This window comes from Rouxiella silvae, assembly GCF_002093625.1.
GTDB lineage: Bacteria > Pseudomonadota > Gammaproteobacteria > Enterobacterales > Enterobacteriaceae > Rouxiella > Rouxiella silvae.
Map to the genome: position 1 here is coordinate 36,525 of NZ_MRWD01000030.1, position 24,505 is coordinate 61,029.

Annotated in this window: 25 protein-coding genes; 15 read left to right on the forward strand and 10 right to left on the reverse strand. The window is 51.9% G+C overall.

The genetic code is table 11. The annotated features are described in order from the left end of the window. Nucleotide 1: 1 nt before the first annotated feature. Nucleotides 2-1,411: a replicative DNA helicase gene (gene dnaB, locus BS639_RS13450; RefSeq protein ID WP_055774157.1), complete on the forward strand. Its 1,410-nt coding sequence runs from the start codon at nucleotides 2-4 to the stop codon at nucleotides 1,409-1,411. A gap of 84 nt (nucleotides 1,412-1,495) precedes the next feature. Further along, a complete protein-coding gene (alr, locus tag BS639_RS13455; RefSeq protein ID WP_084983329.1) occupies nucleotides 1,496-2,575 on the forward strand; it encodes an alanine racemase in 1,080 nt (359 codons plus the stop codon). A 56-nt stretch (nucleotides 2,576-2,631) separates the two neighbouring features. On the opposite strand, the gene BS639_RS13460 is transcribed toward alr, so the two are convergent. Next, nucleotides 2,632-3,414, reverse strand: a complete 783-nt coding sequence (locus BS639_RS13460; protein WP_084983330.1) for a transporter substrate-binding domain-containing protein — start codon at nucleotides 3,412-3,414, stop codon at nucleotides 2,632-2,634. Between the two features lie 259 nt (nucleotides 3,415-3,673). Between BS639_RS13460 and BS639_RS13465 the strand changes: the two genes are divergently transcribed. The 3 genes from BS639_RS13465 (at nucleotide 3,674) to BS639_RS13475 (ending at nucleotide 6,416) form a co-directional block, all read left to right on the forward strand. Continuing rightward, nucleotides 3,674-4,138, forward strand: coding sequence for an Lrp/AsnC family transcriptional regulator (locus BS639_RS13465; RefSeq protein WP_055774163.1), 465 nt, complete (start codon nucleotides 3,674-3,676; stop codon nucleotides 4,136-4,138). 285 nt (nucleotides 4,139-4,423) lie between these two features. Continuing rightward, nucleotides 4,424-5,044 carry a YitT family protein gene (locus BS639_RS13470; protein WP_084983331.1) on the forward strand — a complete coding sequence of 207 codons (621 nt, stop codon included), beginning with the start codon at nucleotides 4,424-4,426 and terminating at the stop codon, nucleotides 5,042-5,044. A gap of 178 nt (nucleotides 5,045-5,222) precedes the next feature. Next, the gene (locus tag BS639_RS13475) at nucleotides 5,223-6,416 is read left to right on the forward strand and encodes an amino acid aminotransferase (RefSeq protein WP_055774166.1); all 1,194 of its coding nucleotides are present in this window, start codon (nucleotides 5,223-5,225) and stop codon (nucleotides 6,414-6,416) included. Between the two features lie 81 nt (nucleotides 6,417-6,497). Here the strand turns inward: BS639_RS13475 and acuI are convergent, their stop codons facing one another. Together acuI and acuR are read right to left on the reverse strand one after the other, a co-directional pair. After that, entirely contained in the window at nucleotides 6,498-7,487 is a 990-nt protein-coding gene (acuI, locus tag BS639_RS13480) for an acrylyl-CoA reductase (NADPH) (RefSeq protein ID WP_055774169.1), read from the reverse strand. Continuing rightward, complete coding sequence (acuR, locus tag BS639_RS13485; RefSeq protein ID WP_084983332.1) at nucleotides 7,480-8,151, reverse strand: acrylate utilization transcriptional regulator AcuR; 672 nt, start codon at nucleotides 8,149-8,151, stop codon at nucleotides 7,480-7,482. The genes acuI and acuR overlap by 8 nt, the downstream gene beginning before the upstream one ends. A 91-nt stretch (nucleotides 8,152-8,242) precedes the next feature. On the opposite strand from acuR, the gene BS639_RS13490 reads away from it, so the two are divergent. Further along, nucleotides 8,243-8,662, forward strand: coding sequence for a secondary thiamine-phosphate synthase enzyme YjbQ (locus tag BS639_RS13490; protein ID WP_055774172.1), 420 nt, complete (start codon nucleotides 8,243-8,245; stop codon nucleotides 8,660-8,662). Between the two features lie 84 nt (nucleotides 8,663-8,746). Continuing rightward, nucleotides 8,747-9,100 carry an MmcQ/YjbR family DNA-binding protein gene (locus tag BS639_RS13495; protein WP_055774175.1) on the forward strand — a complete coding sequence of 118 codons (354 nt, stop codon included), beginning with the start codon at nucleotides 8,747-8,749 and terminating at the stop codon, nucleotides 9,098-9,100. A 28-nt stretch (nucleotides 9,101-9,128) separates the two neighbouring features. Here the strand turns inward: BS639_RS13495 and BS639_RS13500 are convergent, their stop codons facing one another. Together BS639_RS13500 and BS639_RS13505 are read right to left on the reverse strand one after the other, a co-directional pair. Then, a complete protein-coding gene (locus BS639_RS13500) occupies nucleotides 9,129-10,034 on the reverse strand; it encodes a pyridoxamine 5'-phosphate oxidase family protein (RefSeq protein ID WP_084983333.1) in 906 nt (301 codons plus the stop codon). Nucleotides 10,035-10,043: 9 nt separating this feature from the next. Further along, nucleotides 10,044-10,667, reverse strand: a complete 624-nt coding sequence (locus tag BS639_RS13505) for a glutathione S-transferase family protein (RefSeq protein ID WP_084983334.1) — start codon at nucleotides 10,665-10,667, stop codon at nucleotides 10,044-10,046. 107 nt (nucleotides 10,668-10,774) lie between these two features. Here BS639_RS13505 and BS639_RS13510 point away from each other — a divergent pair, with 107 nt between their 5' ends. Then, on the forward strand, nucleotides 10,775-11,668 hold the full coding sequence (locus BS639_RS13510; RefSeq protein ID WP_055774181.1) for a LysR family transcriptional regulator: 894 nt from the start codon (nucleotides 10,775-10,777) through the stop codon (nucleotides 11,666-11,668). An 80-nt stretch (nucleotides 11,669-11,748) separates the two neighbouring features. On the opposite strand, the gene uvrA is transcribed toward BS639_RS13510, so the two are convergent. Next, complete coding sequence (gene uvrA, locus BS639_RS13515; protein ID WP_084983335.1) at nucleotides 11,749-14,604, reverse strand: excinuclease ABC subunit UvrA; 2,856 nt, start codon at nucleotides 14,602-14,604, stop codon at nucleotides 11,749-11,751. Nucleotides 14,605-14,923: 319 nt separating this feature from the next. On the opposite strand from uvrA, the gene ssb1 reads away from it, so the two are divergent. The 3 genes from ssb1 (at nucleotide 14,924) to BS639_RS13530 (ending at nucleotide 17,480) form a co-directional block, all read left to right on the forward strand. Continuing rightward, the gene (gene ssb1, locus BS639_RS13520) at nucleotides 14,924-15,472 is read left to right on the forward strand and encodes a single-stranded DNA-binding protein SSB1 (RefSeq protein ID WP_055774185.1); all 549 of its coding nucleotides are present in this window, start codon (nucleotides 14,924-14,926) and stop codon (nucleotides 15,470-15,472) included. A gap of 167 nt (nucleotides 15,473-15,639) precedes the next feature. Further along, nucleotides 15,640-16,698 (forward strand): cell division protein ZapE, encoded by a 1,059-nt coding sequence (gene zapE, locus BS639_RS13525; protein ID WP_084983336.1) that lies wholly within the window; start codon nucleotides 15,640-15,642, stop codon nucleotides 16,696-16,698. A gap of 35 nt (nucleotides 16,699-16,733) precedes the next feature. After that, nucleotides 16,734-17,480 (forward strand): sulfite exporter TauE/SafE family protein, encoded by a 747-nt coding sequence (locus BS639_RS13530; protein ID WP_055774203.1) that lies wholly within the window; start codon nucleotides 16,734-16,736, stop codon nucleotides 17,478-17,480. Here the strand turns inward: BS639_RS13530 and BS639_RS13535 are convergent. Together BS639_RS13535 and BS639_RS13540 are read right to left on the reverse strand one after the other, a co-directional pair. After that, nucleotides 17,477-17,971, reverse strand: coding sequence for a hypothetical protein (locus BS639_RS13535; RefSeq protein WP_084983337.1), 495 nt, complete (start codon nucleotides 17,969-17,971; stop codon nucleotides 17,477-17,479). The two genes, BS639_RS13530 and BS639_RS13535, sit on opposite strands and share 4 nt — an antisense overlap. Nucleotides 17,972-18,075: 104 nt before the next feature. Next, a complete protein-coding gene (locus BS639_RS13540; protein WP_055774207.1) occupies nucleotides 18,076-18,972 on the reverse strand; it encodes a LysR family transcriptional regulator in 897 nt (298 codons plus the stop codon). A 139-nt stretch (nucleotides 18,973-19,111) separates the two neighbouring features. On the opposite strand from BS639_RS13540, the gene BS639_RS13545 reads away from it, so the two are divergent. After that, a complete protein-coding gene (locus tag BS639_RS13545) occupies nucleotides 19,112-19,867 on the forward strand; it encodes an SDR family oxidoreductase (RefSeq protein WP_084983338.1) in 756 nt (251 codons plus the stop codon). Between the two features lie 103 nt (nucleotides 19,868-19,970). Here the strand turns inward: BS639_RS13545 and BS639_RS13550 are convergent, their stop codons facing one another. After that, nucleotides 19,971-20,879 (reverse strand): DMT family transporter, encoded by a 909-nt coding sequence (locus BS639_RS13550; protein ID WP_055775247.1) that lies wholly within the window; start codon nucleotides 20,877-20,879, stop codon nucleotides 19,971-19,973. A gap of 188 nt (nucleotides 20,880-21,067) precedes the next feature. Between BS639_RS13550 and BS639_RS13555 the strand changes: the two genes are divergently transcribed. From BS639_RS13555 to BS639_RS13565, 3 genes are all read left to right on the forward strand, one after another. Further along, nucleotides 21,068-21,946, forward strand: a complete 879-nt coding sequence (locus tag BS639_RS13555; RefSeq protein ID WP_055774212.1) for a helix-turn-helix domain-containing protein — start codon at nucleotides 21,068-21,070, stop codon at nucleotides 21,944-21,946. A gap of 85 nt (nucleotides 21,947-22,031) precedes the next feature. Continuing rightward, a complete protein-coding gene (locus tag BS639_RS13560; RefSeq protein ID WP_055774214.1) occupies nucleotides 22,032-22,571 on the forward strand; it encodes a GNAT family N-acetyltransferase in 540 nt (179 codons plus the stop codon). A 25-nt stretch (nucleotides 22,572-22,596) separates the two neighbouring features. Continuing rightward, complete coding sequence (locus BS639_RS13565) at nucleotides 22,597-23,220, forward strand: glutathione S-transferase family protein (protein ID WP_055774215.1); 624 nt, start codon at nucleotides 22,597-22,599, stop codon at nucleotides 23,218-23,220. A 45-nt stretch (nucleotides 23,221-23,265) separates the two neighbouring features. Here BS639_RS13565 and BS639_RS13570 read toward each other — a convergent pair whose 3' ends face one another. Next, nucleotides 23,266-24,381 (reverse strand): SDR family oxidoreductase, encoded by a 1,116-nt coding sequence (locus BS639_RS13570; protein ID WP_055774217.1) that lies wholly within the window; start codon nucleotides 24,379-24,381, stop codon nucleotides 23,266-23,268. Nucleotides 24,382-24,505 lie beyond the last annotated feature (124 nt).

A 24,505-nucleotide genomic window follows, 5' to 3' on the forward strand; every position in this document is an offset into this window, starting at 1 on the left:
CATGGCAGGAAACAACAAACCAACCAATAAACCGAACGAACCCCGCGATCGTCAGATGGAAGGGTTAAAGCTTCCGCCACATTCGATAGAAGCCGAGCAGTCCGTGCTGGGTGGACTGATGCTGGACAACGAGCGTTGGGATAACGTTGCTGAACGCGTGGTAAGCAATGACTTCTTCAGCCGTCCGCATCGTTTGATTTTTACCGAGATGCAGCGCCTGCTGGAGATGAGCAAGCCTATCGACCTGATTACGCTGTCTGAATCTCTCGAGCAGAAAGGGGATTTGGATTCGGTGGGTGGTTTTGCCTATCTTGCAGAATTATCAAAAAACACCCCGAGTGCGGCCAACATCGGTGCCTATGCGGATATCGTCCGCGAGCGAGCGGTGGTACGAGAAATGATCTCGGTAGCTAATGAAATCGCCGACGCCGGTTATGATCCGCAGGGCCGCAGCAGTGAAGATCTGCTGGACTTGGCAGAGTCACGTGTTTTCCAGATTGCCGAAAGCCGCGCCAATAAAGATGAAGGCCCGAAAAGCGTTGACCGCATTCTTGAAAGCACCGTGGCGCGCATTGAAGAGCTGTTCCAGCGTCCGCACGACGGCGTAACCGGCGTTTCTACCGGTTACAGCGATTTAGACAAGAAAACGGCCGGTTTGCAGAAATCTGATCTAATCATTGTTGCCGCACGTCCCTCGATGGGTAAAACCACCTTCGCCATGAATCTGTGCGAAAACGCCGCCATGATGCAGGAAAAACCCGTGCTGATTTTCAGCCTCGAGATGCCCGGCGATCAGCTGATGATGCGTATGCTGGCGTCCCTGTCGCGCGTTGACCAGACCCGAATTCGTACCGGTCAGCTCGACGACGAGGACTGGGCGCGTATTTCGAGCACTATGGGTATCCTGCTTGAAAAACGTAATATGTACATCGATGACTCTTCAGGTCTGACGCCCACCGAAGTTCGCTCTCGTGCCCGGCGTATTTTCCGTGAGCACGGTGGCCTGAGCATGATCATGATTGACTACCTTCAGCTGATGCGCGTTCCCTCGCTGTCGGATAACCGTACTCTGGAAATCGCTGAGATTTCCCGTTCGCTTAAAGCGCTGGCGAAAGAGCTGCAGGTGCCGGTTGTTGCCCTTTCTCAGCTTAACCGAAGCCTGGAGCAGCGCGCCGATAAGCGCCCAGTCAACTCCGACCTGCGTGAATCGGGTTCAATCGAGCAGGATGCCGACTTGATCATGTTTATTTATCGTGACGAGGTTTATCACGACAACAGTGAAGAGAAGGGCATCGCGCAAATCATTCTAGGTAAGCAGCGTAATGGTCCAATCGGTACGGTACGCCTGACGTTTAACGGGCAATGGTCGCGATTTGATAATTATGGCGGCCCGCAATACGACGAGGACTAGTTCTTTTCAGGGCGAGTGACTTGGCAGCGAGTGTTCGGGCAGTGCCCGGAATCTGCATTATTAAATTCTTCATAAGGACAATCAATGAAGGCGGCTACGGCTGTGATTGATCGCCGCGCTTTGCGCCATAATCTGCAACGGATTCGGCACGTTGCTCCGCAAAGTCGGGTGGTAGCAGTGGTGAAGGCCAACGCCTACGGGCACGGCCTGCTTGAGGCAGCACACAGTTTGCAAGATGCTGATTGCTATGGTGTTGCTCGTTTGGGGGAGGCGCTGGCGCTGCGCGCGGGTGGCATTCTTAAGCCGATTTTGCTGCTTGAGGGATTTTTTGCCGCCGAAGACTTGCCGCTGCTGGTTGAACACAGTCTGGAAACGGCGGTTCACAGCGTCGAGCAGCTTGACGTGCTTGAAAGCGCTCAATTGACTGCGCCGTTAAAAGTGTGGATGAAGCTTGACTCCGGCATGCACCGGTTAGGCGTTGCGCCCGATGAGGCCGAGGCTTTTTACCAGCGACTCTGCCGGTGCACAAACGCAGTTCAACCCGTGAATATGATGAGTCATTTTAGCCGCGCCGATGAGCCGGAAAATGATTACACCCTAAAGCAGATGCAGTGTTTTCACGATTTTTCGCAGCATAAACCGGGCCTTAAATCGATCGCCGCGTCAGGGGGAACTCTGCTTTGGCCTGCCTCGCATCTTGATTTAGTGCGCCCAGGAATTATTCTGTACGGCGTGTCTCCGCTGGCCGCAACCGAAGCCAGCGAGTACGGTTGCCGCCCGGCCATGACCTTAAGCTCGAGCCTGATAGCCGTACGCGACCATCGTGCCGGCGAACCGGTTGGCTATGGCGGTATCTGGACCAGCCCGCGAGACACTCGGCTGGGCGTGATAGCCATTGGCTACGGCGACGGTTATCCACGCAGTGCACCCAGCGGCACGCCGGTTTTGGTCAATGGACGAGAAGTGCCGATCGTAGGCCGGGTCTCTATGGACATGATTTCTGTCGATTTAGGCCCGGATGCACAGGATTGCGTGGGTGATGAAGCGATTCTGTGGGGACCTTCCCTGCCGGTTGAGCGCATCGCCCGTGAGACTGGCATCAGCGCCTATGAACTGATCACCACCTTAACGTCCCGCGTTGCCCGCCTCTATCTCGGCGAATAATCCCCGTCAGGGCGTAGCCATGCTGCACCCTGACGGCCTGCTTAGTCCTTCAAAACTTAGTGAGCCGCTCCCAGCCACTGTGCGATAACTTTCTGATAATCGCCGTTTGCTTTACTTAAATGTAGCCACTGATCGACATACATTTTCCAGCTAATATCATCTTTTGGCAGCAGGTAAGCCTTCTCAAGATACTGCAGCGGCTTTTTAGGATTTACGGCGCAAAGCTTGGGATAATGCTTTTGCTGGAACAGAGCTTCAGAAGCATCGGTAACCATGACGTCGGCTTTTTTATCGACCAGCATTTGGAAAATTGCCAGATTATCGTGTGAAAGCTCCAGGTGAGCGTTGGGCAAGTGTGCGTGCACGAAAGCTTCATTGGTGCCGCCCACCGGCTCAATCAGGCGAACCTCAGGTTTGTTCAACTGTTCGATCGTTTGGTACTTATGCACGTTCTCGCAGCGTACAAACGGAATTTTGCCATCCTGAGTCAACATATTGGCAAACCAGGCTTTTTGCTGGCGGGCCAAAGAGACAGAAATTCCCCCCATCGCGATATCGCACTTGTTAGCACTCATATCGTCCATCATGGTCTTCCAAGTCGTTTTCACCCAAACCACTTTTACACCCAAACTCGCCGCCAATGATTGCGCCATCGAGACATCAATGCCTTCATATTGGCCGTCGGGGCGTAAATAAGTGTAGGGCTTGTAATCGCCGGTGGTACAAACGTTGAGTGAGCCTTTCTGAATAACCCTGTCGAGATGTGAAGAGACGCCCTCTGCCTGAGCCGTTGCGGTGCCCGCAGCCAGCAGAACGAGAGAAACAAGCAGTTTTTTCATTACTTTCCCTTGTCGGTGACCTGTGTAATAAAAAGGACAACAGTCACGGTGATGTATTTTTTAATTGCGGCGTAAGTATAAGAAATATCGTGGTTAATTAATAATGCCTACCTCGCATATTTTTCAGCGTCACGGGGGCTTTAGTCAGTAAACGATGCATTGAGCACGAAAAGCATCTCTCGGGCTATAAAGGACCGGTTTGGCTATTAAAAAACTGATAGTGTGTTAATAAATAAAATAGAGAGGCAGGTGAGTACTCATGTACAGCATTGATGATTATGATTTAAAAATACTGACCCTGTTGCAGGCTAACGGGCGGCTGACCAATCAGGAGCTGAGTGAAATCGTGGGGCTGTCTGCCTCACAGTGTTCACGCAGAAGGATAAGCCTTGAACAGCAGCAAATGATTCTGGGCTATCACGCGCGCCTTGCCCCCGAAGCTTTGGGTTTAGGCATGATTGGACTGATAGAAATACGTTTAATCAATCACTTGCCAGAAAGTGTGAGTGAATTTCATCTGATGCTTGAAGAGGTTGATGCCGTGATCGACGCCTATAAAACCACGGGGGATGCAGACTATTTGCTGAAAGTTGCCGTCGCTGACTTGGCGGGTTTGAGCACGCTTATAAGCCATATTCTTTCGGTTCATAAGAGCGTTGCTCATATTAAAACCTCCGTAGTTCTGAATCGAATAAAAGAGAATGGCCTGCTTAGTATTCAATAAAGTTAACTGTCAGATACCCTGACTTTATTGAACTGTTATGGTGCAGCATCCCTTATTTGGTGCATATAAAGAATGTTTTATGCGTGTTAATGCTACTGCGTTGCCAATATTTGCATGAGTTGATTGTTTTTGTATTTTAAAGTGCGTGAATTGTGCAAAAACGGTTGCCTTCTTTGGCCCTGTCGTTAATTATCTATGAAAATTCGCAGACCCCAACGGGCAAGATAGCCTGTGCGGTTTCTTTATTTTCTAAATGATCAGCACTTAAGGGCGACAGACACTGCTATGGATAATATCGATAACATCCCGGAACCGCGTATTTCACACACTTGGGTCGAAGACGTGCTGGCCATTCTGATGGGTACCCTGATGGTCTCTTTTGGCGTAATGATGTTGCGTCAGTCGGGCGCATTGACCGGCAGCACCGCGGGTCTGGCATTTCTGGTGCACTACTTGACGCATTACTCATTCGGTGCGGTGTTTTTCGTCATCAATTTGCCGTTTTATTACCTGGCAATTCGCCGCATGGGCTGGGCCTTCACCATCAAAACCTTCAGTGCTGTGGCGTTGGTATCAGTCTTTACCAGCCTGCATCCGCTGTTTGCTCATTTTGACCATCTTGAGCCGTTTTATGCCGTACTCTTCGGAAACGTGATTATGGGCATGGGCTTTATTGTGCTCTTTCGCCACAAGGCAAGTCTGGGCGGCATGAATATCCTTGCGCTCTATCTACAGGATAAATACGGCATTCGTGCGGGAAAACTGCAGATGGGCGTCGATTTTGTCATCGTGTTGGCGTCGTTGTTTGTCGTGAGTATTCCGATGCTTATTGCGTCGATTTTGGGCGCCTTCGTGCTCAACCTGATTATTGCCATGAACCACCGCCCTGGGCGCTATCGAGTCTGACGGCACGCTCAACAAGAACTGAACATAAATGTTTCTTCCTGAGCGATATTTGCTAGTCTACGGGGTATTAAAATACAGCAGTAAAAAAGCAGTCAAACGTCGGTGCTTCGACACAGCGGCGCCCCGTATCACGGGGTTCTGGCGCTGGTTCAAGAAACAATCCTAGGAGAAATATACCGTGTTCCAACATGTTGATGCTTATGCCGGTGACCCCATTCTGTCGCTGATGGATAGCTTCAAGAACGATCCAAGAGAGAAAAAGGTAAACCTGAGCATCGGTCTGTACTACGACGACAAAGGGATTATTCCTCAGCTTGGCGCTGTCGAAGCCGCTGAAAATCAGCTGAATGCCCTGCCTCAGGCTGCTTCAGTGTATTTGCCGATGGAAGGCTTGAGTGCCTATCGCAGCAGCATTCAGACCCTACTTTTTGGTGCAGAACATCCTGCGCTGCAACAGCAGCGTATTGCCACCATTCAGACCGTGGGGGGATCGGGCGCGCTTAAAGTGGGCGCCGACTTCCTTAAACACTATTTCCCTAATTCAGAAGTATGGGTAAGTAACCCAACCTGGGACAACCACGTCGCGATTTTTGCCGGCGCGGGCTTCGAGGTGCACACTTATCCGTACTTTGATGCTGAGGATCTCGGCGTTAACTTTGCCGGTATGATTGACGCGCTGCAAACTCTGCCCGCGCAAAGCATCGTACTGCTGCACCCTTGCTGCCATAATCCGACCGGTTCCGATTTAACCCCGTCCCAGTGGGATCAGGTGATTGAGCTGGTTAAGCAGCGCGAGCTTATCCCGTTCCTCGACATCGCCTATCAGGGCTTTGGTGAAGGGATGAACGAAGATGCTTACGCCATCCGTGCAATGGCCGCTGCCGGTGTGAACATGCTGGTGAGTAACTCATTCTCCAAAATTTTCTCACTGTACGGTGAGCGCGTCGGTGGACTGTCGGTGGTGTGTGAAAGCGCCGAAGCCGCAGGGCGTGTACTCGGCCAGCTAAAAGCAACCGTGCGTCGCAACTACTCTAGCCCGCCAAACTTTGGCGCAAAAGTGGTGGCCACCGTGCTGAACAACGCAGAGCTTAACGCCCAGTGGTTAGCCGAAGTGGAAATTATGCGTACGCGCATAATTGAAATGCGCCAGACGCTGGTTAACAGCTTGAAGAAAGCGTTACCGGGCCGTGATTTTGACTATTTGCTACAGCAGCGCGGCATGTTTAGCTATACCGGCTTCAGCGTGGCGCAGGTTGATCGCCTGCGCGACGAGTTTGGCGTCTATCTGATTGCCAGCGGTCGCGTGTGCATGGCCGGTCTGAACCACCACAACGTGGAGCAGGTTGCTGCGGCGTTTGCTGCGGTACAGTAATCGTTAAAAGCGGTCTGATAACCTTCGGCGTGAGCGAAATCTCACGCCGATTTTTTTTGCTCAGTACTCATCACTGCGCGCTTACTCTGCCCTCAGATTAACCACGACACGTCCGCGGATCTCGCCTTTAATTAACCGCGCGGCGGCATCAATCGTTTCATCAAGCGTAATTTCCTGACTGACGGCCTCAAGCAGCTCGGCGTCAACAAGCTGGGCAAGTCGAGACCAAGCAACCCTGCGCTCCTCAGATGAACGCGTCACGCTGTTGATGCCTGCCAGCGTAACATTGCGCAGAATGAACGGGGCGACGCTGGCGGGAAAGTCCAACCCCTGTGCCATCCCGCAGGCCGCAACGGTTCCGCTCTCTTTAATACTGGCACAAACGTTGGCCAGCGTGTGGCTGCCGACTGAATCTATTGCCGCTGCCCACAGCTCCTTCTGCAACGGTTTACCCGGTTCACTAAGTGTGTTGCGGTCGATGATTTCACGGGCACCCAGGCGTTTTGTCAGATATTCAGCCTCGTCCGAACGCCCGGTTGAGGCGGCAACCTGATAGCCGAGTCGGGAGAGCAGCGCGATGGCAAAGCTGCCGACGCCACCGTTGGCACCGGTCACCAGCACTGTACCTTTGTCTGGCGTGAGGCCGTTTTTTTCCAGCGCGATAATTGCCAGCATTGCGGTATACCCCGCTGTGCCGACAATCATGCTGTCCTTCAGGCTCACAGACGGCGGTACCGGCGTCAGGTATTGGGCATCAATACTGACTTTTTGTGCCAGTCCACCCCAGGCTTTCTCACCAAAACCCCAACCGTTAAGCAGCACGCGATCGCCTACTGCAAACTGTGGGTTACTGCTGTGTGAAACGATACCGGAAAAGTCGATGCCCGGCACCATCGGAAAGCGGCGTACGATAGGCCCACTGCCGGTAATAGCCAGCCCATCCTTATAGTTCAGCGTTGAATAATGCACGTCAACCTGGACTTCGCCCGCAGGCAGCTGGCTCTCGTCCAGTTCTTTAAGGGCGGCCTGATACGTGTCGTCTGTTTTATCAATCACGATTGCTTTAAACATCATCAACTCCAGAGTGGGAACTCTCGTTAGGCGAGCGGGGGAGACCGGCCAGAAAGTAGCGGATAAAATTATTCAGCGGAGTGGCATTGGCATTAAGCTTGGCGCGCATTACCGCCCCTTCCCATCCGCTCCAAAAGTAGGTCGCCAAGTTGTCGCAGTCGGCCTGCGGCGATAGCGAGCCGTGGCGCTGGGCCAGGGCGAGGCACTCACTCACGCGATGTTCCCAGCTGTGCAGAATATCTTTGAGCTGTTCTCGGAAGTTAACCGGCAGATTGGCGACTTCCTGCCCGAGATTTCCGACCAGGCAGCCGCGCGTATAGTCATATTTCGCCATGCCGCGTGCGGCATCTTCAGCGAAGGCCTTGAGACGCAAAAGAGGAGCGAGGGTGTCATCAAGCAGGAATTTATCCAGCTTATGCGCGAAGAAGCGGGCATAATTTTCAATAATTGCCTGACCAAAGCTCTCTTTGCTGTCGAAGTAGTAGTAGAAAGAGCCTTTGGGAACGCCAACCTGCTTGAGTATGGCGTCAATGCCGGTGGCGGCAAAACCCTGTTCGGTCAGCACGGCGGTTCCGCTGCGGATCAGCGTTTCGCGGGTGTCAGTGTTTTCTCGCCCAGCTTTAAGCGGACGACCACGGCGTGGTTTTGAGTTTTCAACAGTCATTGCATGAATATAGACCGACCGTCTTGTTAAATCAAAAGTTTGCTAAAGGAAGTGAAACTTCCTTTGATTTTCATCAAAAAAGGAGTGCGTTATGTGGTTTCAAAAAGAGCTTAAACTTAAACAGCGGCCGCGTGGGTTCCATCTGGTCACCGACGAAGTCTTGCAGCTGTTGCCGGAGATCCGCCAGCTTTCGGTGGGAATGTGCAACGTGTTTATTCAGCACACTTCGGCAGGTTTAACGATTAACGAAAACGCCGATCCGACGGTGCGGCTCGATTTTGAGAGCTATTTCAACCGTGCGGTAAAAGAGGATGAGCCTTGGTATCAGCATGACTACGAAGGCAGCGACGATATGCCCGCGCACCTGAAAAGCAGCCTGCTGGGCTGCACTTTGAATATCCCGATCACTAACGGTCGCCTGAATCTGGGCACCTGGCAGGGCATTTATTTGTGCGAGCATCGCAATCACGGCGGGTCGAGAAGAATTGTCGTCACGTTGAACGGTGAATAGATTTTGTTAAGCGGGTTGCAGTTGCATGTTTTTTAACCAGCTATACTTCTCTTTCCCATTTTACTTACGGAAAGTGTGATTAATATGAACAATGCTCAACTGCTCGATTACTGTCTGTCTAAACCAGGTACGCATCAAAGCACTGAAAATCAATGGCAGGCCAGTCAGATAAAAGTGGCGGGTGTGATGTTTGCCATGCTGCGCGATATAGAAGGTCATCCGGCAATTTCATTGAAGGTTGGCAATAAAAGTGCGGAAAATCTTCGCCATCAGCATCCTGAAATTGTGCCCTGTGACTGTTTGAACAAGGCACATTGGAACAGCGTACTGCTCGACGGGAATCTGCCGGATTCCCAGTTCTATGCGCTGATCGACACGGCTTATCAGCAGGTTGTTTCCGGTTTACCAGAGGAAAAGCGTCACCACATTACCGGGTGATCCTCCATAAGCGCAGGAGCAGCAATAGTTAAGCCCATACGCCGGTATCAAGCGTCGCGGGTGAATATTCAATGTCTGTTCCTCGCCACGGCAGCAGAGCCTGAAAACGCCATGCTCGCCTAATGTGCAGGCACCAGAAACGTTCAGCACCTTCAAGAGGATGTTGGGTTTCTCCCTGCCAGCGTATTTCCGTCTCTCCCTGCACGTGCAGTACGTCGCCGCTCTCAAAGTTGAGGAACAACAGCGCCGCGCGGGGTTCTGCCAACATGTTGCCCAGCGTATTCATGTAGCGATTCCCGGAGAAGTCGGGCACCCACAGCGTGTCGCCTTCAATTTTTACAAAGCCGGGCTTTCCACCGCGATGAGAGATATCCGCGCCGCCGTTTATTGATTCCCCATGGGCGTGCGTGGCCACGAAAAAGGTGTCGGCAGAGCGGATAAGATTTCTTTCCTCCGCGTCTAGTTTATCAAGATAAACAATTGGCTGAGGATGATTGACCTGCGCTGAAATTTTTCGCCGCTGAATATACTTCGGACAGTTGCCGAAGCTTTGGTTAACCGCTAACTCAAGCCGATTTTTATCCATGCGGCTAATCACGCCATTGACGCGATTTCTACGGCGGTTGGTAAAGTCCAACCCCAATGCACCCAGCGTTTGACCGGGGCGCAGTGCCGACAGCGCCGGACAGTCTTCTCGGCGCGGGGCATTAATTCTCAGGTGTGAATTATCGACCGTACTGATGAAGCCCGGCGGTCCGCTCAGCACAGTGGCCACCGGCCAGCCGGTGGCGTCCAAAGTGGCAATGAAAAATGACGGCAATCCGGCAAAAAAATCGCGATGCTGCTGTGGCATGGCCGGATAAATACCCGCCGAGCCGACCATAAATCCTGCCATTAACTGCGCGCGTTTTTCATCCGCATGGAAGATGTCCATCACGTCACCTCAGACTTTTGCCTTTACGGGTAAAGGCAGCGCTGGGGTTGAGAAAAAGCCCGGCAACTGTTCGATGCGCGTTAGCCACTGGCGGATCGCGGGAAAGGCGTCGAGAGAAATACCGCCTTCCGGGGCCAAAGCAATGTAGGTATAGCAGGCTAAATCGGCGAGGGTGACGCGATCGGTGGCTAAAAAATCACGCGCGGTCAGATGTTGCTCAAGATGAGGCAAGAACTTGCCCGCCAACTTGGTTGCGTAGGCATAATCTTCGTCAGTGCCAAACTGCGCGATAAGCCTTGCCGAAGCCGGCCCGTAGCGAACCTCACCGGCCGCTTTACACAGCCATTGTTGAGTCAGCGCGGCTGCAACCGGTTCGTTTGGCAACCAGTGACTGTCGGGCGCATAGGTTTTGGCCAAATAAACCAGAATCGCATTGCTGTCGCTAATGACAATATCGCCATCGACCAGCACGGGAATTTGTCCCCAAGGATTTAATTTCCGAAATGCCGCAGACGCCCGAACCTCTGCCCCGGCCTCGATAAATTCGTGCGGCAGCTCAAGCATTTTCAGCAGCAGCGCCACGCGGTGGACGTGCCCAGAAAGCGGTGTGCCATACAGTTTTAACATGTTCATCATTCTCTTCCTTATAAGATATTGCGTGAATTAATAGATTACTCTTGCAACGGATGAATGAAATCCGAGAACATTGAAATTGATAATTTCATTAAATGGAATAATTTATGGATCGTCTGGATGAGCTGGCTATTTTTCTCGAAGTACTCAATCAGGGCAGCTTGTCGGGAGCTGCGCGTAAATTACGGCGTTCTGCACCGGCGGTCACTCGCGCCATTGCCTCTCTTGAACAACGTTTTGGCGCTCGGCTGGTGGAGCGCACCACGCGACGTTTGGCACCGACCGAGGCCGGCGTGCGTTTGGCCGAACGCGCTGCTCTGGTGCTGAGCAGCTATGATGATGCTGTGCTGGACACCGCCGCCACGCAGTTGAAGGGCCTGCTGCGCATCACTGCGCCGGTGCTGTTTGGACGATGGCACGTCGCCCCGCTGGTGATGGAGTTTCAGTCTCTGCATCCCGAAATCCAAATTGAGCTGATACTCAACGACCACAATCTGGAGATGATTGGCCAAAGCATCGATGTTGCTGTCCGCATTGGCCATCTCGATGATTCCGCCAAAGTTGCCCGTCGGCTAGGCGAGGTGAGTATTGTACTGGTGGCCAGCCCGCACTATTTAGCGCGCTACCCGGCGTTACGTCATCCCAGCGAGTTGAATACCCATCAAACCGTACTTAGCAGTAATGACGCTTTCAACGAATGGCGATTTGGCCCGCACGAAGAGGGGCCGCGCGTTCGGCTTGCCCCCCATTTATTGTTTAACGACGTTGAAACCCGTCGCTTGGCCGTCAAGACGGGGAAAGGCGTGGCGAGATTACTCTCTTATCAGGTTGCCGATGATATTGCCGACGGCTCGCTGGTGCGCCTGTTACCCGAGTTTGAGCCATTGCCGCTTCCCGTACAGCTGGTGGTGCAAAATATTCAGCGTATGCCATTAAAAGTTCGCGCTTTTTGGGACTTTGCGCGTGAGAGATTAAGCCAGGTTCCGCAAATTCGTTCCTGAATGATAATGATGATGCATATCCTGTTACAGGCAAAAAAATAGCGAGTCCGAGGACTCGCTATTTTTGTTACCGGCTTAAATCAGGCGGTTTTTTTTGCTTTCTGCGTATGGCGTTCCAGCAGTGGCTTCAGGAAGCGTGCGGTATGCGACTCTTTGCACTCCGCGACGGTTTCCGGCGTGCCAGATACCAAAATTTGACCGCCGCCGTGTCCGCCTTCAGGACCCAAATCCACAATCCAGTCTGCGGTTTTGATCACATCAAGGTTGTGCTCAATCACCACAATGGTATTGCCTTGGTCACGCAACTGATGCAGAACTTCAAGCAACTGCTGGATATCCGCGAAGTGCAGACCGGTCGTCGGCTCATCAAGAATATACAGCGTTTGACCGGTGCCGCGTTTCGACAGCTCACGCGCCAGTTTAACCCTTTGCGCCTCACCGCCGGACAGCGTCGTGGCCGACTGGCCGAGACGAATATACGACAGGCCGACGTCAATCAGCGTTTGCAGCTTGCGGGCCAATGCCGGAACAGCATCGAAGAACTCACGCGCCTCTTCAATAGTCATGTCCAACGTTTCGTGAATGCTCTTGCCTTTGTACTTAATCTCAAGCGTTTCACGGTTATAGCGTTTGCCTTTGCAATGGTCGCAGGGTACGTAGATATCCGGCAAGAAGTGCATCTCGACCTTGATTACGCCATCGCCCTGACAGGCTTCGCAGCGACCGCCTTTCACGTTAAAGCTGAAACGTCCTGGCGTATAACCCCGCGCCCGCGATTCTGGCACACCGGCAAACAGCTCACGCACTGGTGTGAAAATACCGGTATAAGTGGCCGGGTTTGAGCGCGGTGTACGACCGATCGGGCTCTGGTCAATGTCGATGACTTTATCGAAATGCTCGAGGCCTTGAATATCACGATAAGGCGCGGCTTCCGCAATGGTTGCGCCATTAAGTTGGCGCTGCGCCAGCGGGAACAGCGTGTCATTAATCAGCGTCGATTTACCCGATCCTGAGACGCCGGTGATGCAGGTAAATAGTCCAACCGGCAGGGTAAGGGTCACGTCTTTCAGGTTGTTACCCGTTGCGCCTACCAGTTTCAACACTTTGGCCGCATCGGCCGGAACCCGCTTTTCAGGCACAGAAATTTCGCGCTTGCCGCTGAGATACTGTCCGGTCAGGGAGTTCTCGGTAGCCATAATGTCTTCTGCCGTGCCTTCCGCGACCACTTCACCGCCGTGAACACCGGCACCTGGGCCAATATCGATAATATGGTCGGCGGCGCGAATGGCGTCTTCGTCGTGCTCAACCACGATAACGGTATTGCCGAGGTCTCGCAGGTGAATCAATGTCTCGAGCAGGCGTTCGTTGTCGCGCTGATGCAAACCTATAGAAGGCTCATCGAGCACGTACATTACACCCACCAGGCCCGCACCAATCTGGCTGGCAAGACGGATACGCTGGGCTTCACCGCCCGACAGTGTCTCGGCCGAACGAGAAAGAGAAAGATAGTTCAGGCCGACGTTAACCAGGAATCTCAGCCGATCGCCGATTTCTTTCAAGATCTTCTCGGCAATCTGCTTGCGCTGACCGGTAAGGTTCATGCTGAGGAAAAATTCCATCGCGTGACCGATGCTGTAATCGGAGATTTCCGGCAGCGTGGTCTCTTCAACGAAGACGTTACGTGCTTCTTCGCGCAGGCGCGTACCCTTACAGGACGCGCAGGGGCGATTGCTGATGTATTTTGCCAACTCTTCTCGTACCGCACTGGATTCCGTCTCTTTATAGCGACGTTCCATATTGTGCAGCACACCTTCGAACGGATGGCGACGCACCGAGGTATCACCCCGATCGTTGATGTATTTGAATTCTATGGTCTGCTTGTCGGAGCCGTGCAGAATGGCGTGCACCACGTCTTCACTCAGCTCGTTGAAAGCCGCTTCGACGTCAAACTTGTAGTGCTCACCCAGCGAACGCAGCATCTGGAAATAGTAGAAGTTGCGACGATCCCAGCCGCGGATCGCGCCACCGGCCAACGAAAGCTCCGGATTTTGAATCACACGATCAGGGTCAAAAAACTGCTGCACGCCCAGACCGTCACAGGTTGGGCAGGCACCGGCCGGATTGTTAAACGAGAACATACGCGGTTCCAGCTCGCGCATGCTGTAGCCGCAAATCGGGCAGGCAAAGTTGGCCGAGAACAGCATTTCGTCGGCTTTAGGGTCGTCCATGTCGGCGACCACGGCAGTTCCGCCGGAAAGCTCCAGCGCGGTTTCAAAAGACTCCGCCAAACGCTGAGCCAGATCGTCGCGCACTTTAAAGCGATCGACGACGACCTCAATGGTGTGTTTCTTCTGTAGCTCCAGCTTCGGTGGATCGGACAGATCGCACACTTCGCCATCAATCCTTGCGCGGATGTAGCCCTGCGCCGCCAGATTTTCCAGCGTTTTGGTGTGCTCGCCTTTGCGATCCTTGACGATCGGTGCCAGCAGCATCAGGCGTTGCCCTTCAGGCTGTGCCAGCACGTTGTCGACCATTTGGCTCACGGTTTGCGCGGCCAGCGGAACGCCGTGTTCAGCGCAGCGCGGTTCGCCCACGCGAGCAAACAGCAGGCGCAGGTAGTCGTGAATTTCGGTAATCGTCCCGACTGTTGAACGCGGGTTGTGCGACGTCGATTTTTGCTCAATCGAAATAGCCGGTGACAACCCTTCAATATGGTCGACGTCCGGTTTTTCCATCAAGGATAAAAATTGCCGCGCATAGGCTGAAAGCGACTCAACGTAGCGGCGCTGACCTTCGGCATACAGGGTGTCAAAAGCCAGTGAGGACTTGCCAGATCCGGATAATCCGGTGACAACAATCAGTTTGTCGCGCGGAATAATCAGGTTGATATTCTTGAGATTATGGGTACGTGCGCCCCGAACTTCTATCTTATCCATTCATCATTCCCGGAATAACTTGAAAGCTCACCGTGCCGGTGACTGTCCGCGATGCGTGTGTGAAATTGCATACCCGCTTACCGATTGATTCGGGTATATCCGCCCCAGACACGGCATCTGAATCAGAAAATTGGGCACAGAAAGTACGAAACGAGTAAGTATGACACAAAAAAACCTGAATGGATATCCAGTAGAAGTCTGCAACCTTGTCGACTCCGTAAACATTATCTCGATATGCATTGCAGGTATTATCTAGAATCTGCCCATGCTAAAATTCATGGTTTATACTGTATAAAATTAACTCATCAGGAGAGTCGACATGGCCAGCAGAGGCGTAAACAAAGTGATTCTGGTTGGGAATCTGGGTCAGGATCCCGAAGTCCGCTACATGCCTAACGGCGGTGCTGTTGCCAATATCACCCTGGCAACCTCTGAAAGCTGGCGCGACAAGGCGACCGGCGAGCAGAAAGAGAAGACTGAATGGCACCGCGTTGTGCTGTTCGGCAAGCTGGCAGAAGTTGCAGGTGAATACCTGCGTAAAGGCTCTCAGGTTTATATTGAAGGCGCACTGCAAACGCGCAAGTGGACCGATCAGGCAGGTGTTGAAAAATACACTACCGAAATCGTGGTAAACGTCGGTGGCACCATGCAAATGCTGGGTGGTCGTGCGGGCGGCGGTGCTCCTGCAGGCGGCGGCCAACCTTCTGGCGGCCAAGCTTCAGGTGGCCAGCAGGGCGGTTGGGGTCAACCTCAGCAGCCACAGGGCGGTAATCAGTTCAGCGGCGGTCAGCAATCTCGTCCGGCTCAGAATGCACCGGCGCAAAGCAACGAACCACCCATGGATTTCGACGACGATATCCCGTTCTGATCCTTGCCCACCTAGCGGCTGCTGGTGAGTCTTTAAAAGACAGGTAATTTTCACGACGACTGACCCCGCTTTTAGCGGGGTTTTTTTGGGCTCATATCTGGCGTAATCTTAAAAAATTGCAGGTTCGTGGCTGTAAAACGTACTTTCCATCATGCAGGGAGCCGTAAATGAAACAGGCGAACAGCCTTTTTGATTTTCATCAGGTTATGGATGATAAAGCCCGCTTGAACCAGTTTGTTTTGGATCCTGACCAGCAACAGGTTATTGCTTGTCTTGATGCACTGATGAAGCGGTCGTTAAGTCCCCCCAAAAAGTTTTTTAGAAAAGAGACGTTGCCTAAGTCAGGTGTTTACGTTTGGGGAACGGTCGGGCGCGGTAAGAGCTTTATCGTCGACAGTTTTTTTTCAGCGGCTCCCGTCAAAAATAAAATACGGGTCCATTTCCATGATTTCCTGCGTGAACTGCACTGCCATATCAACCGCCCGCACACCGGTGAAAATACTCTTGATGCTGCATTAAACGCGCAGTTGGGCCATTGCGAGCTATTGTGTTTCGATGAGCTGCATCTGCACGACGTCGGTGACGCGATGCTGGTGAAAAGCCTGCTTGAACTGATTGCAAGGCGGCGAATTATCCTCGTCGCCACCTCGAACTATCCCCCTGACCAGCTGTTGTCGAATCCTCTTTATCATTCACGTTTTGCCTCCTCAATTGAACTGATTAAGCAGAATATGCAGGTGGTGGCGCTGGGCGGGACTTTGGATTACCGCACGCTGGGCGGCAACACTTTCACGCCGTTTAGCAAAGGGGCTTATCTCTGTCCGGGCACTGAGGCACAGCGTCGCGACTGCGTGCTACCGTTATTGCCGGTCAGCGATCCTCTGCCGCTTCGCGTGGGTCATCGCCACATTAATGTGTTGTCGGCCAGTGAGAATTTTCTTCACCTTACCTTCGAAGCGCTATGCGCTGCACCGACGGCCGTGATGGATTATTTGAGTCTGTGTGAGCATTACCGCTGCTGGATAATAGAGGGTGTTCCCAAACTCGAAAACTCTTCTCCCGCAGTGCAGCAGCGTTTTATTAACGTGATCGACGTGCTTTATGACCAACACTGCCGGTTATTTTTAATCAGCGACTATGCGCTGCACAAAATGACCGAAGGTGTTCAACAGGAAGATATTCAGCGCACGCGAAGCCGCCTGCAACAGCTTAACTATCTCGTTTAGCAGTAATCGCCGCTAACCCAAGGACTCGGTACACCATGCTCGACACACTCACGTTCGCAAATTATCTGCTGCTCGCTGCCACGTTATTGGTGGCTTACGTGATTTTCGGCATCGCGGGTTTTGGCTCGGCGCTTATCGCCAGCCCGGTGATGGCGCTCTACATTCCACTGAAAGAGATTGTGCCGGTTTTGGCATTGTTAGACTTGTGCGCCGCACTGGTCAACGTTAGTCGAGATGGGCGTAACGCGCAGTGGTCAGAGTTGAAAAGGCTGGTGCCGTTGATGATTATCGGTAGCCTGGTTGGTGCAACGATCCTGTTAAAAACTCGTCCCGATATTCTTTTGCTCGCGCTGGGCATGTTTGTCGTCCTGTATGCCCTTTACTCGTTTAGTGGACTGAAACCGCATCGTCCTTTTTCGCCCAAGGCATCTGTGCCATTTGGACTGGTCGGCGGAATATTCAGCGCGCTGTTTGGCAGCGGTGGATTTATCTATGCCATTTATCTCAGCGGGCGCATCGAGAAGAAAGAGGCTTTTCGCATTACTCAAACCACACTGATTGGCCTGAGTACGCTGACGCGGGTGATTATCTTCGCTTTTGCCGGGATCTATCTCGACGTCAATCTATGGCTACTGGCGCTGTCGCTGCTGCCGGGCATGCTGATAGGCATCACGCTGGGGCGTTACTTCACGTTGAAAATGTCACGTGAGCAGTTTCTTAAGCTTCTCAATATCATTCTGCTTGCCTCGGGAGCGATGCTTATTTTCAGATATTTTAATTAGCGAGAAGGCTGATTTAGCATCTCAAATTTCGCGCCTTTTATCACAATTTCGTTGAACTGGAGATGGTGCATAAATTCTCTGAGGATCAGCAGGGTGGCAGCGAAATCGTTACCGTCTGGAATACCTTCAAAGCTGGCAGGGCGCCCATTGATAACCAGTGCCAATCGGTCGAAGGTGCGTTCGACGGCCTCAACGGAAAGAGACATTTCTTCGTTTTCTGCCACGCCAGCCAGGCGTGCGATGGCACGGATATCATTGTCTTCACTGTATAAACGCGCGCCCGGAGCGATATCATGACGCAAACGTGCAATCTCATCTTCTACCACCATAATGGCGGTTTCCATCTCGGCGGGGGTAGGAGGCTGGTGCCTGAAATACGCCAATGATGTGAGCTGTGAACCCAATGTTAAGCGCTGTATTGTGCCGTCGAGAGTGACCTGAGTGTCTTCGCTGCCGATATGCAGAAAAACGGTTGATAAAGCTGGCGCCATGTTTTACTCCGTAGCCGATGGCCGATAAGGCCGTGAGTCTTTGAATAACTTACTCCCACTTAGCCAGATTACGCAATCTGACTGAGTGGCGACGCGCTCCATTTTTAAACGTTATGCATGGAAAATGCCTGCACCATCCAATCAATAAAGACCCTGACGCGCGGCGAAAGCTGGCGATTTCTCGGATAAAGCAGGGAAACGGGCATGGAACCGGCGGGAAACTGCGGCAAAATAGGCACCAGCGTTCCCTGAGCCAAATCAGCAGCCACGCCATAGTGTGGCACTTGGATAATGCCTAATCCTTGTCGTGCTGCCTCTTTCATACTTTCTGAACCCGTGACGGAAACGCTGGTCGGCAAATTAATAATCCGCTCTTCGCCTTCAACATAAAAGGTCAAAGGCAGAATATTTCCGCTGGCGCTAGAGTGAAATCCCACCATCTGATGATGCCGTTGCAGCGCGTCGAGCGTGTCCGGTAGGCCAAATTTCTTCACATAATGCGGGCTGGCACAGGTGACTTCCTGAAAATGCCCCAGCGAGCGGGCCACCATGTCGCTGTCTTTAAGTTCACCTGCGCGAATGACACAGTCAATGCCTTCACGCACCAGGTCCACCAGCCGATCGCCTTCACTGATAGCCAGCGTCATTTCAGGGTGACGAACCAAAAAGCTCTCGAGTCCAGGAAAGATGAAGTTTCGCGCGATGGCAGAATTAACGTCAATGCGCAGCAAACCTTTTGGCCTCGCGCCGGCAAACGCCATTTCAGCTTCTTCAACCTCGGCCAGAATACGTAGACAGCGTTGGTAATAGGCTTCACCGTCCAACGTTGAGCTGACGTGGCGCGTCGTGCGTTGCAGCAGTCGTACATTCAGGCGCGTCTCTAGCTGCTTGATGGCGTCAGTCACCGTTGAGCGTTTTAAATTTAAATCCTCTGCCGCCCGCGTAAAACTGCGTAGCTCTACCACGCGCGTAAAAAGCCGCATGCTGTCGAGTTTATCCATTTTTATGCCGCAATTGTTCGTTTTATCCGGATAGTGTTAACGAATAATAGGTGATTATCCGAACGATTCAAAGGTGCATTATTTGTTCACCGGCCAGCAAGCGTGGCTCAATTGAACACCTCTAATAAGGATACACAGCATGACGACTTCAAACGCACAGCCTGTAGAACAAAAAGTTGCGTTGGTTACCGGCGGTTCGCGCGGTATTGGCGCCGCGATAGTAGAGCGTCTGGCAAAAGACGGTTTCACGGTAATCGTAAACTATGCCCGTAGCGCCGACGAAGCCGATGAGCTGGTTCGCAAGATTGAGCAGGCCGGTGGACGCGCGGTCAGCGCCCAGGCTGACGTGAGCGATGCGGCATCGGTACGCAAGATGTTTGACAGCGCCGAGCAGGCTTTTGGCGGCATTGACGTGCTGGTCAATAATGCCGGTATCATGACACTCTCAACTATTGCCGACACCGATGACGAAACCTTTGACCGTCTGATCGACACCAATCTCAAAGGCACCTTTAACACCCTGCGTGAGGCAGCAAAACGCCTGCGTAACGGCGGACGCGTGATTAATTTCTCTACCAGCGTAGTGGGACTGTATCAGCCAACTTACGGCGTATATGCCGCGACCAAGGCGGCAGTGGAAGCTATGAGCCGCGTGTTGACCAAAGAGCTGCGCGGACGCAATATCACCGTCAACGTGGTGGCACCTGGCCCGACGGCGACCGAACTTTTCCTCAACGGAAAATCACAGCAGCTGATTGAAAACATCACCAAACTTGCGCCGCTTGAGCGGTTGGGTCAGCCAGACGATATCGCAGCCAGCGTCGCTTTCCTCGCCGGTCCTGACGGCGCTTGGGTTAATGGCCAAACGCTGCGGGTGAACGGCGGGATAATTTGATTGAATTTGTAGACTCCTTATATCTACAAACAACCCTCTGACAGGGTGAGTCATTTTTTACCTAATAATTACAAGCATTCGCGGCGCACCCACTGAGGTTCTGTTAACTCAGTGCGGGCCGCGGCTTTTTCCACTCGGTAAGCCAGCGTGGACGATAAAACATCACCAGGTTCCCCAGCAAGATCAGCGTAAGTCCAATAACGGCGTTGGTATGCCATTGATATCCTTCATAGAAGGTTGATACTGTAAGCGCTACCAGTGGAAACAGCAGCGTGCTGTAGGCCGCCTGACTGGCGCCAATACGACCGACCAGACTGAAATACATCCCAAATCCCAGTACTGAACCAAATACGGCCAGATAGACCAACGATCCTAAATAAGACGGCGTTAATTCAACCGCAAAAGAGGCACCCTGAAACAGACTAAGCAGCGCCATTACCGCCGCGCCGTAACCCATCGCGTAAGTATTAGTACTCACTACGTCCAGCCCGTGCTGCTTGTGGCGGGTGCTGATCATATTGCCCAATGAAAAACCGAAGGTACCCAGCAGGCTGAGTCCGATTCCTTTGAGCAGGCCTGGAGCGATATGCGCAGCACTGAGGTCATGCCAGAACAGCGTCACGATCCCGGCGAGGCCCAGAATAGAGGCTGGGATAAGCGCAGGTGAAAGCTTTTGGCGGAAAAACAGCATGCCGTTGAAGGCGTTAAACAATACCGACATCGAGAAAATGACCGATTCCAGTCCGCTGCTGATGTAAGCTGCCGCATGGTAAAAACAGTAAAAATTGAATGCGAAAACACAACAGCCCTGTGCGACGCAAAACAGGTGGTCTTTCAGCGCCAGTTTGCGCAGGCGCCGGGTGACGAGCAGGGTGACCATCATCAACAATGAGGCCAGTAAAAAACGATAGAAAATGGATACGGTAACGGCAACGACACCCTGTTGCAGATAGATGGCAAACCAGGTTGTGCCCCAAATGAGGATCACAGAAATATACAGCAGCGCGTTCATAGTGTTGTCCAGCCAAGAGAAAGAAGTTCCAGACTGATTATTGCGGTTTGATAAAACACGGGCTTTCATCAACTTGCGGTCATTTGCATAATCTTGCGGTTTTTTTAGGGCAAAAATGCAGTCATTTCTCGCTCTCGACCCCGCCAAAACACTACAATATCGCTATTCATCCCCTGGGAAGCCACGCTATGCCTAATCGTTATCAGGCGTTCGAAACGCTCAAAAAGCATCAAGCTATATTGCACGACAGCGTGCATCTAGGCTCGGGCATGCAGTTGGCTGCCTGGTCGAATAAGCACGATATCGTGACTCAGGAAGACCCCGATCACCACACGCTTAGCCTCTACATCGCCGACGGATACGAGTGTTATCACAAAACTCGTTCAGGATGGCAAAACGGCGGAGGCCCCGATCGATTTTGTTTGATGCCGAAACATAACGTGTCGAGTTGGGACGTGCGCGGCGATCTGTCGTTTGTGCACATGTATTGCACTGATGAACACCTGCGCAAGGTGATTGAGCAAACCTGGGATCGCAGTCCTGCAAGCCTGTTGGTTGACGAGATCACTTTTCGAGAAGACGCGCAAATAACCCAGCTTTATCGTCATTTTTTGCTGAGTTGCCAGTGGCAGGAAAACAGCAATCAGCTGATGTTGAGTTCGGCGACCAACCTGTTGGTGACACATTTGGCTCGCCAATATACGCAGCTCCAGTGGGCGCTTCCCACCGTGCGCGGCGGCTTATCGCCGTCGGTATTAAATCGGGTGAAGGAGTATATTCACGGTCAGCTTGCCGCGCCGCTGCAACTGGCGGAACTGGCCGAAATCGCCGGACTGAGCGAGTTTCACTTTGCACGGATGTTTAAACAGTCTATGGGCATCGCGCCGCATCAATACGTAATGAATGCGCGCATTATTCGCGCCGAAAGCCTGCTGTACAACACAGAGCTTGATATCACCACCATCGCACTGGACTGCGGATTCAGCTCAACCAGCCACTTCAGCAATCGCTTTAAATCTCTGCGCGGCGTTTCCCCTTCTACCGTTCGCCAGGCCTCCCTGCGCTAATCCTCAAAATTATCTCTCCGTTATGCCATTGCCCGCTTTTCAGTGATAGGTTATTTAAGTCTGATAATCGAGGGTGATAACGTAAATGTTCCAGTCTGCTCCGCAAATAGAAACGCCGAGGTTGCTGCTGAGAGGCCACCTTTTCGAAGATTTTAATGTTATTGCCGCGCTCTGGGCTGACCCAGACATGGTGCGATTTATCAGCGGAGTACCTTCAACGCGTGAGGCAAGCTGGAGCCGGTTTTTACGGTATATCGGCCATTGGAGGTTGATGGGGTTCGGCTATTGGGTGATTGTTGATAAGAATTCAGGCCGCTTCGTCGGTGAAATAGGCTTTGCCGATTATCAACGCGATATGCAGCCTTCAATGGACAATATGGCTGAAATGGGCTGGGTGCTGAGTCCCGAATTTCACGGTAAAGGTTACGCAAGCGAGGCGGCAGAATCAGCTTTGGCGTGGGCCGACGACAATCTTCAGCGGCCGGTCTGCTGCATTATTGCGCCCGAGAATGTTCCATCACTGCGCCTGGCAGATAAAAATGGATTTATCGCTCAGACAGACACACGCTATCAGAATTCTACAGTGCGCCTTTTTACTCGCCCTGTTAAAAACAATAAACAGTAATACTTGCGGATGGAGAAGGCAGATTATGTTGAAAATTCTAGGAAAATCTATCTCGATTAACGTCCGCAAGGTTCTGTGGACTTGTCACGAGCTAGGGCTAGACTATACCCATGAAGAGTACGGCGGCGATTTTACCTCTACCCAAACCCCTGAGTTCAAGGCGCTGAACCCCAATTCACTGGTGCCGGTGATTATTGACGGTGATTTTGTACTGTGGGAGTCCAACGCTATTTGCCGTTATTTAGTGGCAAAGGCCGGCCGACAGGACTTACTGCCCGAAGATCCGCAAAGCAGGGCTAAAGTAGAACAGTGGATGGACTGGCAACTGGGTGACCTAAACAACGCTTGGCGCTATGCGTTTATGTCTTTGGCACGCCACAGTCCGCAGCATACCGACCCAGACCTGTTGGCTAACAGCATCAGCGAATGGAACCGGCTGATGGAAATTGTTGAACAGCAGTTGCAGGAGAAGGGGGACTACATTCTTGGCGACAGCTTTACGCTGGCCGATGTGGTCATTGGCATGTCGGTCAATCGTTGGGTGATGACGCCGATGACCCGTCCGACGCTTTCTGCCGTGTTTTCTTACTATGAAAGATTGAATCAACGCGAAGGATTTAAGCTTTTTGGCCGCAACGGCAACGTGTGATGGCGAAAACTGCCCCCTTCTGGAATCAGCAGGGGGCAGAGAATGCTATTTGAAGTCGACCATCATCAGCTCGGGAATAGAACGCCCGCGCGTTGAACTGACACATTTATCAATGTAAGTGGTAAAGGGCATTGGGCGTGGAATGCCCATGTCTAACAGACGTTTATTATCAAATTTGACATTTAATTCTGCAAAGCCGCCATAAAGTTTAATGGCGCGAAGAATAATCTTATCGTTACAAGGTCCAAGAACGTCTTTAAATTGCTTGCGGTTCTCTGTGAATTCCTCGTAACTAATTTGTTGATAATCGTCAACAATAGCAGAGGTGTTATTGGCCTTGGCGATAAACTCGTCAATAGCGTAAAAAGGCGTACACATCTCTTCACCGGAAGAAATATGATAGAAATTATGTGTTACTTCATCGCGCAGGCATAAATTAACCAGCACCATTGCACAGTAATCTACCGGAATAACGTCAATTTTGCTGTCTAAATGGCAGGTGAACTTTTTCAGTTTAAGCGCCATCAGGAATACCCAAAATATGCTGCTCGAAGGACGGCAGCCGAACAGGGTATGTCCGACGATAATTGACGGTCGTGCTACCACAAATGGCAGGTCAGGGCAGTGCTCACGGATAAGATTTTCAATCGCTCGCTTGGAGGCAGTATACTGCACCAAGTCCTCGTTGTGCGCGTTGTCAGGCATGTTTTCATAAAACACGCTGTCTTTGTCCGGCATCGATGCCATCGCCGTGCCGACGTGTACAAAGCGCTTAAGGCTTTTTACTTTTGCCATCCGTTGAGCAAAAGCTAAAGAGCCATCAACGTTAACGCGCCACAGCGCCGGGTTATTTCCAAATGAAGCAATTGCCGCGCAGTTAATCACGTGAGTAACATTATCTATGCGATTATCTTGCGTAAAGGCATCCGGCTCGGAGAGATCGCCGATAAGAATATTTTCTTCTTTTATTGAATCAAGTTGTTGCGAATTTAAACCAAATTTTTCCAAATTGGTTCTTATTCTCAGCAAGCCATCGGCAGGTGTTTGCGCGCGTACTAATAACAGCAGATTCAATTCGTTTTTCTGATGTTGGCGCAATAGATGTTCGACAACGGCACCACCAACAAAGCCGGAGGCGCCTGTTATTAAAATGCTTGGCATTATTAAATCTCAGCAGTTGACAGTCGGTGCACAGTATCACCTGCCGGTTAAACGATTCCTATACTAATTTTCAATGAAAATAAACGAATCATAAACGATAAGGTGTATTTTTTAGTCAGTATTC